Consider the following 11,780-nt stretch of genomic DNA (forward strand, 5'->3'; position numbering starts at 1 on the left):
GATAACCGATAACTTTCTAAACATAGCAAAGCAAACTTAACAAAGCAATAGGTTGTTCACCACCTTATTTTCCTTCCTTTGCGTCCTTTGCGAAATCTTCCTTTGCGCTCTTTGCGGTTAAATCTTTGTAACCGTTCACCGCACAGACACAGAGACGCAGAGAAGAAAATTAAAATCTATGGACGATACGCTTAATCCCATCCTTGAGGATATATATTTCGTAACATTTTAGCCATCTGAAGTGAAATTCAGGTAATCAGTTATCGGTGATCAGGTTATCGGTAAAGGGAAAAGATCAATTGGTTGTTACCGATTACCTGATTACCGATTACCTTGCACTTCATTTGGGTAAATAGTTACTATATTTCAATGGCTGCACCAATAATCTTTTCTGTTATCTGATTTATTTCCATATCTTCTCTGTAAACTCTTGCGTCTCTGCGGTAAATTACCACCTGAACGGTTACGAAAATCCGAAATCGAAAGTCTAAAATGATGATGGAAAAACATATTTTATCTATTAGCGAATTGACTAAAAACATAAAAAGTATCCTTGAAGGTAATTTCCCGAATGTCTGGGTAGAGGGTGAGGTCTCAAATTTAACAATTCCTACTTCAGGTCATATGTATTTTACCTTAAAAGATGCAAATTCCCAGATAAAAGCTGTGATGTTTCGTAGTCGGCTTGCTTTTTTACAACATAGAGTAGAAGATGGGATGAAAGTGATTGTGCGAGGAATGATTAGTGTCTATGAAAAAAGGGGTGAATACCAGATATTGGTTGATGAACTCCAGCCTGCGGGCATAGGTTCCCTTTATGTCGCATTAGAAGAATTAAAACAACGATTAAAAAAGGAAGGATTATTTGACCCAGCACATAAAAAAAACATACCACTTATTCCTCAACAAGTTGGCATCGTCACTTCTCTTACCGGTGCGGCAATTAGAGATATTTTAAATATAATCGGTCGACGATTTTATAATATTGAATTACTCATATTTCCAGTCAGGGTTCAGGGTAAAGAGGCACCAGAGGAAATTTGTCAGGCGATTAAAGAATTTAATAAAATGGCAAAAAAGCCTGATGTTCTTATTATTGGTCGTGGTGGCGGCTCGATTGAAGATTTGTGGGCATTTAATGATGAAAACCTTGCCAGAACTATCTTTAATTCGCAAATCCCAATTATCTCTGCGGTTGGTCATGAAACAGATTTTACCATTGCCGATTTTGTTGCAGATTTACGTGCCCCTACGCCTTCTGCGGCGGCAGAGTTAGTAGTTAAAAATAAGGAGGAATTAATCCAGACATTAAATTCACTTTTAATTCGCCTCAAAAATACGGTTAAATCTCAATTATCTCAGTTTTTAATTAGATTACAAAGATGCCAGCACTCCCCGGTATTCAAACATCCATATCAAACTATCCTGCAATTTCAACAAAGGGTAGATGATGCCACAAACACCCTTTTACTTCTTACTTCACACCTCCTGGAGCAAAAACAGGCAAAATTGCAAAACTTTACGGATAGACTTACGATTTTATCACCATTTGCCATCCTGTCTTTGGGCTATAGCATTACCTCTAATCTGCTTACTGGCGAGGTAATCAAAGATGTCTGTCAGGTTAATGTTGATGATGATTTAAAAATCAGAGTTCATCAGGGAGAAATGATAGCTAAGGTAACTAAAAAAAGTAGAGAGTAGAGAGTAGAAAGTAAAGAAAACATTACTCCTCATGCCTATCTCCTTACCTTCTATCTCCTACCACTATTTTCATCGTCCTTTGTGTCCCGTGGGGGCATGAGCGTTTCTTCTGAAAATCGGGATTCGGAACTCGGGACTCGGGATTCGGGAAGAAAGAAACTCTCAGCAATTCCCCCTTAATAAAGGGGGTTAGGGGGTTGTCCTTCTCCCATTTTCATTGCCCTTTGTGAGCCCTGGCTCATGTCCGTTTCTTCTAAAAATAGCCTTTGGAGTGCGAAAGATTGCTTTTGCTTTATCCGAAAGCGGTAGCAAGATACCGCCGCACTCCATACCAGGAATTTTCGGTCTGCCTCTTGACAAATTAGAGTAATTATGCTATCTTAATTAAGAAAAATATGAAAAAGATATTTTTTCTAAGCGGGATTTTATGTGGTGTTATCGTTGGTGTCTTAATCTTTGGTAGTTTTAAGAATGATGTGGAATTTTATCACTCCCCATTTTTCCTCCTGCTTTTAGTTTGTGCCGCAGGAATTATCCTTACCTGTCTTATTTTGAGAAAAAAAGTCTCCCTGACTTCCTGGCTGATTCATTCAGGTTTCCTGGTGATTCTAACTGGGGCATTAATTACCCTTCTCTTTGGCTATCGCCAGGTGATAGAGATAAGAGAAGGAGAAAAACAGGGACTACCTGAGACGAATTTGATAATAAGGTTGGATGACTTTGACCTTAAGTTTTATGATGATGGGCAAACACCAAGAGAATTTAAAAGCACCATTTCTATATTTTTAAATAACCAATTAGTCAAAAAAGGGGAAAGTTTGGTTAACCATCCTCTTTCCTTCAACGGATTTAACTTTTACCAGCAAGGCTATGAACTGTCTGATGTCCGTTTAAAGATTGTTTCTCCGCGGGGAAAAATAGTCTTTAAGGGAATAGGGGATGAGGTTATTGAGGAAGAAAGTGGTCTCACTTTTAAACTGATTGATTTCTTGCCTGATTTTGCTATCGACAGTGATGGTAGAACATTTTCCAGGTCTGCGGAATTTAAGAACCCTGCCGTGAAAATTGCCGCTTACAAAGGCGATACGCTAAAAGAAAATGGATGGCTATTTCTCAAACACAAGGATTTTCATCATCGGCAAGGGAAAATATTATCTCATCTTGACTTTGAAGAGATGGTGGTCGAGAAATATTGGAGTAGTCTTGAGGTGGTTAAAGACCCTGGAGCAAAGATAGCCATTCTGGGTTCATTTCTTATCCTTTTGGGGCTGATAAGGAGGTTTTACTTTGCCAGATAAAATCTTATTTGGAGTCGTTGTCATTGTTTATCTTTTATCCGTAATTCCTAATTTCAAGCAGAAAGGCAGGATAATTCTTATCTCTGCAGGGCTTATTATCCAGACACTCGGGTTGGTTATTTTAAGCATTAACGCAGGTCATCCACCATTTACCAATCTCTACGAATCCTTGCTTTTTTTAAGCTGGCTGATACCCATAATCTGGTTAGTTGGGCTTAAATGGTTTCAATGGGTTAATCTTGGTGTCTGGACAACACTTTTATCCGCGGCTGGAATAATCACCAGTTTAACCTTTACCTGGCAGACAAAACCACTTATGCCCGCCCTTCAAAGCCCCTGGCTACATATTCATGTCAGTAGTTGTTTTCTGGCTTATGCCTTTTTTAGTCTGGCGACTATTTCTGCTATTGTCTCACTTTTTAAGGATAAAGAGAAAAGATTTTCTGAGGTAACGATTTATTTAATTAAATTAGGCTTCCCGTTGCTTAGTTTTGGCATCATCTCCGGTGCTATCTGGGCATATTTTGCCTGGGGGAGATACTGGGGTTGGGACCCAAAAGAGGTCTGGGCCTTAATTACCTGGCTATACTATGCCTTATTCCTTCATCTGAGGTTTATCGGAGTAAGCAAAAAGACTCTTTCCTATTTAGCCATAGTCGGGTTACTTGTTATCCTTTTCACATTTCTTGGGGTCAGTTTCTTAGTTTCCGGTTTGCACTCATATCTTTAATCTATTGACAAATAAAGTAAAATCAATTATACTTATTTCACAATGATTCCAATAGTCTCTATCGTTGGTAGAAAAAATAGTGGTAAGACAACCTTAATTGAAAGCCTGGTGCCAGAATTAAGAAAAAGGGGTTACGCTATTAGCGTAATTAAGCATCACAGCCATATAATTAAACAAGGGGAAGTTGACTGTGAAGGGAAAGATACCTATCGCTATCAACTCGCTGGTGCCCAAACTACTGTTTTAGCCGGGCAGAATAAATTGATGCTCATCCGTGAGTTGAAAAATCCCTGTAGTATCGATGAGATTAGCAGAATGTATCTTTCTGAATTAGACCTTATTTTAACTGAAGGCTATAAACTTGAGGATAAACCGAAGATTGAGGTCTTTCGCCAGGAGATAGTAAAAAAAACTGGTTTGCTCTGTAATCCTGAAAAAGATAATCTCGTGGCGGTAGTAAGTGACTGTCCTTTTAACCTTGAAATACCCTGCTTTGAACTGAATGATTACTCAAAAATAGCTGATTTTCTGAAAGAAGAATTTATAAGAAGGTGAACTACCTATGCTTACAGACAGTTACCATCGTCAGATTAATTACTTGCGTCTTTCTATTACGGATATGTGTAATTTACAGTGTATCTACTGTCAATCATGGAAAGAGATAGGTAAGAAGAGTCATCAGGAGATTTTAAGATACGAGGAGATAATCCGACTGGCAGGTTTGATGGCTCAACTTGGCATTAGACGGGTGCGAATTACTGGCGGTGAGCCATTGCTTAAAAAAGATGTGATGTATCTTATTGAGGAACTGGTAAAGTTAGGACTGTTTGAGGAGATATCCCTGACAACCAATGGAACGAATCTATCTCGGTTTGCGGCTCAACTAAAAAACGCGGGGATAGCGAGAATCAATATTAGTTTAGATTCCCTGAACCGTGAGCGGTATCATCAGATTACAGGCAGTGGGAATTTAGATGATGTGCTTCTGGGGATTGAAGAATCCTTAAGGATAGGCTTGAGCCCGCTGAAGATAAATATGGTGGTGATGAAAGGGATTAATGATGATGAGATAGACTCGTTTAGCAGATTGACTCTGGATAGACCTGTTTATGTTAGATTCATTGAGTTTATGCCGATTGGTCATCAAAAGATTTTATGGGAAGAACGATATTTACCCACCACTGTTTTAAAAGAAAGGTTGAGTGCACACTTTAATCTGATGGCGACGGATGGTCTTGTTGGTAATGGACCTGCAGAATATTATCAGATAAAAGGGGCAATGGGGAAAGTTGGTTTTATCTCCCCGATTAGTAATCATTTCTGCTCAAGGTGCAATCGCATACGGCTCACCCCGGATGGTCATTTACGGCTTTGTCTGGGACAGGAAGACGAAATTAACCTGAAAGTCCCTATGCGAGCCGGAGCATCAGATGAGGAATTGAAAGGGCTTATCCTTCAAGGAATAAGACAGAAACCCGGCGGACATCAATTCAAGTTAAAGAAGATTACTGGCCGTCAGATGGCGGTTATTGGAGGATGATTTCAATTGCGGATTGTGGATTGAAAGAAACTGGTAAGCGTTCAGCCACAGAGGCACAGAGTTCACAGAGAATTAAGGGAATTAGCCAGAAATGCACACGAATTAACCTCTGACATCCCATAAATGTAGTGCGAACCTTTAGATTCGCCTTTTGGCTTGCCAGAAGTGAGGCTACAGCCTCGCACTCCAAATCTCTTTGTATTTGTGTTCATTCGTGGTTATATATTCCCTCTGTGTTCTCTGTGACTCTGTGGCTATTAATCGGTGAATTTAATTTGTAAATGGAGCGGATTTAATGATTGGTCAGGTAGTTTCAGTTAATATCAGCAAAAACAAAGGTGAACGGAAAAAACCCGTTAGTCGAGCCTGGCAACTGATAAAGGATTGTGGACTCAAAGATGATGGGCATGTCAATATCAGTCCTGATATTAAAAATGAGGTATCCCATCGCCAGGTAAGCCTATTAGCCCTTGAATCGATTGAAAAGATGAAACAGATGGGGCTTGCGGTCGGTCCAGGAGATTTTGCAGAGAATATCACTACCAGTGGAATTGATTTACTTTTGCTAAAAATAGGAAACCAACTTAAAATAGGCTCTGATGTGCTTTTGAGAATAAGTCAGATTGGGAAAGTCTGTCATGATAGATGTGCCATTTATTATCAAGCAGGCGATTGCGTCATGCCAAAAGAAGGGATATTTGCCGAGGTAATATCTGGCGGCAAGATTAAAGCCGGGGATAAGATTATCCTCATCAACTCATAACCGTTCACCATATCAGGTAGTGTAAGAAAAGGAAAAACGCTCATGAGTCTGCGAAAGCACGGACGCAAACTAATTCGCTAATCTCTAATTCACTAATTCGCTATTTTCAGGGGAAACGCTCATGAATCTGCGACTCACAAAGGACGATGAAAATAGTGGTAGGAGATAGAAGGTGGGAGGTAAGGAGATAGGCGTGAGGAGTGATGTTTTCTTTACTTTCTACTTTCTACTCTCTACTTTCTACTTCCTATTTTCAGGGGAAATATTGGAGCGTGAAGGTTTTATGACACATAAGGCATTAGCCCTCTTATCCGGGGGATTGGATAGCACCATCGCCATAGAGATAATACTCAAGATGGGAATAGAGGTTGAGGCGATTAACTTTATTAGCCCATTTTGGCGATGGAATCAAATTAAAGATTATTCGCATTCTGCAGAAATCGTAACCGAGAAATGTGGGATGAAATTAAAGGTATTTGAACTCGGCAAAGAATATCTGGAGATGCTTAAAAATCCTAAGTATGGCTACGGGAAAAATATAAACCCCTGCATTGATTGCCGAATTCTAATGCTTAAAAAGGCAAAAGAATATATGACCATATCAGAAGCATCCTTTATCGTTACTGGCGAGGTCCTTGGGCAAAGACCTATGTCCCAATATCGAAGGGCAATGGAGATAATTGACCGCGAAAGTGGGCTTGAGGGATTGGTATTACGGCCTTTATCTGCAAAATTGCTCAAACCAACCTTACCTGAAGAAAAAGGCTGGGTAGATAGAGAAAAACTCCTTAGTATTTCCGGTCGTTCAAGAAAACCTCAAATTCAGCTGGCAAAAGAGCTACAGATAAATGATTATCCATCTCCCGCAGGTGGTTGTCTCTTAACAGACCCAGAATTTGCAAAAAAGATGAAGGATTTACTTACTCATACCGATGCCCCGAGCTTGATTGATATTGAGTTTTTGAAGATTGGCAGACATTTTAGACTATCAGAAGAATTAAAGGTAGTTGTTGGAAGAAATGAGGAGGAGAATGAAAGGCTTCTTGAATTGGGTAAGGATGATGTCCAGGTTATGGTTGTCAATTATAAAGGTCCTGTTGTCATCTGCCGGGGACAAATTGAGCCAGATAACTTGCTAAAAGCGGCGGCTATCTGTGCGAGATATTCGGATGATAAAGGCAAAAGTGGAATCAGAGTTATTTGGGACTCACATAAAGAGGAAATCCTAAATGTCTGCCCAATAGATGAGGTAGAGATTGAAGGACTGAGAATCTAAACACCTATTGTCGTGTTGAACAAATAACGCACGAAATTTGATTCTGGTAACTGGTGATTGGTAACTGGTAATTAAATACCGTTCGGCTGAGCTCATGACGAAACTATTTAACCAATTACCAGTTACCAATTATCCGTTTGCAGGTTACAAAACCTGATGATACCCCGTGCAAAACTTACTCAACACGACACTAGGGTTAGGAGGGCGGTTTGGTTTAGGGGTTATGAAGCCTGTCCTGGCGCCAGGCCAGGGTTAGTCTTTTTGCATAACCATCCTGAGCTAACTCCTGAGCCTGTCAGAGCCTGCCCCTGAAATGAATTCAGGGCAAGCTCTGATGAAAATCAGGGAGCAGGCTTCCATACCAACTTCATAACCATAACCTTTTGCCCAATTATCCAGGGAATTTATAATCCTTCTTTATCTCCTTATTCCCCTTCGGACATTTTTAAGGTAAGGGAAGAATAATAATCTTAAACCTAACCTGCACAGGTCGAAAAAATTTATAATGCAGTAAAATAAAAACCGCTAATAGGCAGTATAATACCATGATGTTATTTTTCAGTATTTTCTAATTTTGATATTAAAATTTTTCTTGACAGGATATTTTATTTATGCTACGCTATAAATAACCTAACTTATAATGCAGTAAAATAAAAACTGCCAATAGGCAGTATAATCTAAGGTTAGAATAAAAAAATAATCACACAAAGTCACAAAGGAATTGAATAAAAAGAATAAATCTTTGTGTGCTTTGAGGCTTTGTGTGAGGATATAAAAGAGAAATTCTAACCATTCGCTGCACCTGACTGCGAGGGGCTGTGGCGTGATTGAGATAGTTTTGTAATTTCCCAGAGTTTTATCTTGCTTACAAAGTTTAGTGGTAATTCCCCCCTCGCAGCAGGTGAGCTCAATCGTTAGGCCACCTGAATGAAATTAGAAGATGAGGGTAAAATCCCTGGGAAGGAGTATAGATAATGATTGCCGAAAGAATTCAAGAAGATGTGCAGAGACTACCTAATTTTCTACAAGCAGAAGTACTGGATTTCATTGAATATCTTCTTCTCAAAGCCGAACGCGAAACTCTTCGCCACGAAGAAAAGAAGTGGGCAACTTCGTCTCTTGCCTTTGCGATGCGTGGTATGGAAGATGAAGATACGCCAGTATATACTACTGCGGACTTGAGGATGGTGTTTTCATGAAAAAGGGAGGACAGATTGTTTTATTTCGGTTTCCACAAACGGATTTAGTAGGAGGCAAACTTCGCCCTGCGCTTCTGCTGAGTAGGCTCCCAGGAGAATATGATGATTGGTTGATATGTATGATTTCATCGCAGACACGGCATTATATCCCAGACTTTGACGAATTTGTCATGGAAGAAGATTCTGACTTTGCAATAAGTGGATTGAAAGTGTTTAGTGTCATTCGAATTGGGCGTTTGGCAGTGGTAGAAAGCGAGATTTTTCTTGGTACTATAGGCGAAATAGCTCCGGAGAGATTGGAACGGATCAAAAAACATTTGGCGGATTGGCTAATTAGGAATTAGGGGGGAGATATTAGGGTCAAACCGTGAATGTGGAATGCACACAATAATTCGGTGAGGCAGAGGAAAAGGAAAAGACAGCGTAAGCGTTCAGGTCATTGCAAGATATCTAATAATAATGTCCAATGGGCAATGTCCAATGAAAAATGTAAAATGAAAGGATGGATGAAATGTAAGATAATTGGGGATCAGTTCTTACTGATAGAACACAGAATTGACTTTTAAATTTTTAATTGCTCATTTTACATTTTAGAATTATTTTTTTTAAGTAGCTGAACGCTTACTCCTTTATTCTCTTATCCCCCTTCTTATACTAACCACGATTAACATATTCCTATTTCACAGGTGGAAAAAATTCGACCTATTTCACAGGTCGAAATTTTGTGGTAATTCTCCCCGCCGCACCTGAACTTTACCGTTAGCATTATATTGTGAATTGTGAGTTGAAGAAAAAAGGCTAAGTTATCAGAGAAGAACAAAGAGAGGAGTAAATGCACTATAAGATACGATTTAAACCTCGTGCTATTAAAGATGGAAAAGAAATACCGCATTATGAACTCAAGCGTATATTGGGAAAGATAGAAGAGATGGAAAATGACCTCTATGGAGATATTAAGCACTTGACTAATTATACTCCAGAATATAGACTTAGAGTTGGAGACTACAGAGTGTTGTTTGAAATAGAAGGAGATGAAATAGTGATATATCGCATTAGACATCGAAAGGAAATATATCGCTAAAAGGAGGCAGGTTATGACTAGATTACACCCAAACATATTGGAGAAAGATGGGAACAAAGAATTTGCGATTTTACCTTACGAAGAATTCATTCAGATTCAGGAAGAAATTGCTGATTATGAAGATTTGAAAGAATTGCGTTTGGCAAAAGAAGAAGAAAAATATAGTTCAACAATAAGTCTTGAAGAAGCAAGAAAAGAATTTGGATTGTAGCGTACAAAACAAACTAAAGAAATGCTAACAAATCAATGAAGCGGATTCGCTTCGCTCACCGCTTATTTCAGCGTTAGGCCATAACAACCCTATTTGTAAGAAAATCTAAATAAAATATAGAGCAGAAAGGAGAAATAAACATGGAAACGATTACTTACTCTAAGATTCAAAAGTTAGTTAAACAAATCCCAACAACAAATCTTCAATGTGCATACAGTTTGTTGCTTGAATTGGCTGATAAAGAAACAGATGTCTCATCTCAAATCGATTTTATGCAGCTTCCTTTGAATGAACGGCGTCAACTTATGGCACAACAAGCTGAGAAGATGGTAGCTCACTACGAGCAAACAGCAAACGAACGTCAAAAATGGCAAGCAGGAGATTTTATTTATGAGCATTAATCGTGGTGAGATTTGGTTAGTAAGTCTCGACCCAACCATTGGTGCGGAAATCCGAAAGACTCGTCCAGTTGTTGTTGTCAGTTCTGATTCCGTTGGTATGTTGCCCATTAGGTTGGTTGCTCCACTAACTGAGTGAAAGGACTACTTCGCACAAAATGTCTGGCATGTTAAACTGATGCCAGATAGCATAAACGGATTAACAAAGACATCAGCTGTTGACACCTTACAACTACGTGGTGTTGATACTCAACGATTTGTTCAGAAGCTTGGCATCATTTCCCCAGTAGTTATGAAATCAATTGTCGTAGCGATTGCTGCAGTGATTGAGTATTAGTTGGGTGTATTTTTCGTGCTGGTGGGTGGCCAACATAATCTTAAATCTGATAGTGCTGATGTTTTGTTTATGAATGTGGTATTATCCGTTTTCTGGATAACATCCCAAAGGAGATATTTTACGGTCAAACCGTGAATGTGGAATGCACAATAATTCGGTGAGGCAGAGGAAAAGGAAAAGACAGCGTAAGCGTTCAGGTCATTGCAAGATATCTAATAATAATGTCCAATGGGCAATGTCCAATGAAAAATGTAAAATGAAAGGATGGTTACAAAATATACTTGATGAGGCTGAAGAATTATGCAAGATGATTGGGAAATCAATTCTTACTGCCAGAACACAGAATTGACTTTTAAATTTTTAATTGCTCATTTTACATTTTACAGTTATTTTTTTAAGTAGCTGAACGCTTACAAGACAGCGAATCAGAGCTTTTGTCTAACCCTGCGTTGCAGTTGACGCCGGGGGACTGTGTCGTGATTGAAAGTTTTGTAGTATCTCAAAGGGTAATTGTGCTTACAAAGTTTAGTAGTAATTCTCCCCGCTGCGGGTGAGCTCTATCGTTAGACAACTCTATATAGGAGGTAAAAAAGATGGGAAACGTGATGACTTTCAACAAAGTTTTAGAATCGGCTGATAAATTGTCTCTGGATGAACAAGAGACATTAACGGAAGTTTTGCATCGACGCATAATTGAGCATCGACGTGCAGAATTATCCAAAGAAATTCAGGATGCTCAACAAGAATTCAAAGAAGGTAAGTGCAAACCTGCAACTCCTTCTGAACTTATGAAGGAGATGCTATCTTGAAACGGTTGTTGCTCCGTTCCAATTCTTTCATTCGGGCAGCACGGCGAACAGTTAAGATATATCCTCATATTACCAATGATATTCAAGATACCTTGGGGTTATTATCTGAAAATGCGTTTAATCCTTTGCTAAAAACCCATAAGTTAAAAGGCGATCTTAAAGGTTCGTGGGCATGTAGTGTAAGTTATGAACTGCGGATCATATTCAAATTCGTAGAATACAAAGAGCAAGAAGCAATTCTTTTGGAAACAATAGGGACCCACGAAGAGGTCTATTGAGTTTCATAATTGCCTAATCTAAGGTTAGAGTAACTATTCACCATTCACCATTCACAATTCACAATTTCTTCCCTAAATTTCCTTAATAATGGTGAATGGTGAATTGTCAATTGTGAATTGTGAATTATCACTCTTCACGGTGTCAAGCAAACCTGG

16 protein-coding genes and 1 pseudogene are annotated in these 11,780 nt (G+C 39.0%); 16 read left to right on the forward strand and 1 reads right to left on the reverse strand.

The window, feature by feature from the left end; all coding sequences use genetic code 11:
• Positions 1 to 492 precede the first annotated feature (492 nt).
• The 5 genes from xseA to moaA all read left to right on the forward strand — a co-directional run bounded on the left by xseA (position 493) and on the right by moaA (position 5,272).
• A complete protein-coding gene (gene xseA, locus AB1414_08180; protein ID MEW6607417.1) occupies positions 493 to 1,704 on the forward strand; it encodes an exodeoxyribonuclease VII large subunit in 1,212 nt (403 codons plus the stop codon).
• Positions 1,705 to 2,099: 395 nt separating this feature from the next.
• The gene (locus AB1414_08185; protein MEW6607418.1) at positions 2,100 to 3,002 is read left to right on the forward strand and encodes a cytochrome c biogenesis protein ResB; all 903 of its coding nucleotides are present in this window, start codon (positions 2,100 to 2,102) and stop codon (positions 3,000 to 3,002) included.
• Entirely contained in the window at positions 2,992 to 3,732 is a 741-nt protein-coding gene (ccsA, locus tag AB1414_08190) for a cytochrome c biogenesis protein CcsA (GenBank protein ID MEW6607419.1), read from the forward strand. Before AB1414_08185 ends, ccsA begins: the two co-directional genes overlap by 11 nt.
• Before the next feature lie 42 nt (positions 3,733 to 3,774).
• Positions 3,775 to 4,287, forward strand: coding sequence for a molybdopterin-guanine dinucleotide biosynthesis protein B (gene mobB / locus AB1414_08195; GenBank protein ID MEW6607420.1), 513 nt, complete (start codon positions 3,775 to 3,777; stop codon positions 4,285 to 4,287).
• 7 nt (positions 4,288 to 4,294) lie between these two features.
• Positions 4,295 to 5,272 (forward strand): GTP 3',8-cyclase MoaA, encoded by a 978-nt coding sequence (gene moaA, locus AB1414_08200; GenBank protein MEW6607421.1) that lies wholly within the window; start codon positions 4,295 to 4,297, stop codon positions 5,270 to 5,272.
• 62 nt (positions 5,273 to 5,334) lie between these two features.
• Here moaA and AB1414_08205 read toward each other — a convergent pair whose 3' ends face one another.
• On the reverse strand, positions 5,335 to 5,484 hold the full coding sequence (locus AB1414_08205; GenBank protein ID MEW6607422.1) for a hypothetical protein: 150 nt from the start codon (positions 5,482 to 5,484) through the stop codon (positions 5,335 to 5,337).
• 86 nt (positions 5,485 to 5,570) lie between these two features.
• Here AB1414_08205 and AB1414_08210 point away from each other — a divergent pair, with 86 nt between their 5' ends.
• From AB1414_08210 to AB1414_08260, 11 genes and pseudogenes are all read left to right on the forward strand, one after another.
• Positions 5,571 to 6,035, forward strand: a complete 465-nt coding sequence (locus tag AB1414_08210; GenBank protein ID MEW6607423.1) for an MOSC domain-containing protein — start codon at positions 5,571 to 5,573, stop codon at positions 6,033 to 6,035.
• A gap of 172 nt (positions 6,036 to 6,207) precedes the next feature.
• Entirely contained in the window at positions 6,208 to 7,311 is a 1,104-nt protein-coding gene (locus AB1414_08215; protein MEW6607424.1) for a hypothetical protein, read from the forward strand.
• Positions 7,312 to 8,285: 974 nt separating this feature from the next.
• Positions 8,286 to 8,510 carry a DUF2281 domain-containing protein gene (locus AB1414_08220; protein ID MEW6607425.1) on the forward strand — a complete coding sequence of 75 codons (225 nt, stop codon included), beginning with the start codon at positions 8,286 to 8,288 and terminating at the stop codon, positions 8,508 to 8,510.
• On the forward strand, positions 8,507 to 8,854 hold the full coding sequence (locus AB1414_08225) for a type II toxin-antitoxin system PemK/MazF family toxin (GenBank protein ID MEW6607426.1): 348 nt from the start codon (positions 8,507 to 8,509) through the stop codon (positions 8,852 to 8,854). Before AB1414_08220 ends, AB1414_08225 begins: the two co-directional genes overlap by 4 nt.
• A gap of 488 nt (positions 8,855 to 9,342) precedes the next feature.
• Complete coding sequence (locus AB1414_08230; protein ID MEW6607427.1) at positions 9,343 to 9,591, forward strand: type II toxin-antitoxin system RelE/ParE family toxin; 249 nt, start codon at positions 9,343 to 9,345, stop codon at positions 9,589 to 9,591.
• Positions 9,592 to 9,604: 13 nt separating this feature from the next.
• Entirely contained in the window at positions 9,605 to 9,802 is a 198-nt protein-coding gene (locus tag AB1414_08235) for a type II toxin-antitoxin system Phd/YefM family antitoxin (GenBank protein MEW6607428.1), read from the forward strand.
• Positions 9,803 to 9,942: 140 nt separating this feature from the next.
• Entirely contained in the window at positions 9,943 to 10,203 is a 261-nt protein-coding gene (locus tag AB1414_08240) for a hypothetical protein (GenBank protein ID MEW6607429.1), read from the forward strand.
• A pseudogene (locus AB1414_08245) lies at positions 10,193 to 10,537 on the forward strand (type II toxin-antitoxin system PemK/MazF family toxin). Before AB1414_08240 ends, AB1414_08245 begins: the two are co-directional and overlap by 11 nt.
• A 157-nt stretch (positions 10,538 to 10,694) precedes the next feature.
• A complete protein-coding gene (locus tag AB1414_08250; protein MEW6607430.1) occupies positions 10,695 to 10,886 on the forward strand; it encodes a hypothetical protein in 192 nt (63 codons plus the stop codon).
• A gap of 244 nt (positions 10,887 to 11,130) precedes the next feature.
• Positions 11,131 to 11,346: a hypothetical protein gene (locus AB1414_08255; GenBank protein ID MEW6607431.1), complete on the forward strand. Its 216-nt coding sequence runs from the start codon at positions 11,131 to 11,133 to the stop codon at positions 11,344 to 11,346.
• Positions 11,343 to 11,624 carry a plasmid stabilization protein gene (locus tag AB1414_08260; protein MEW6607432.1) on the forward strand — a complete coding sequence of 94 codons (282 nt, stop codon included), beginning with the start codon at positions 11,343 to 11,345 and terminating at the stop codon, positions 11,622 to 11,624. The genes AB1414_08255 and AB1414_08260 overlap by 4 nt, the downstream gene beginning before the upstream one ends.
• The last annotated feature ends 156 nt before the right edge of the window (positions 11,625 to 11,780 follow it).

The organism is bacterium (genome assembly GCA_040755795.1).
Lineage (GTDB): Bacteria > UBA9089 > CG2-30-40-21 > CG2-30-40-21 > SBAY01 > JBFLXS01.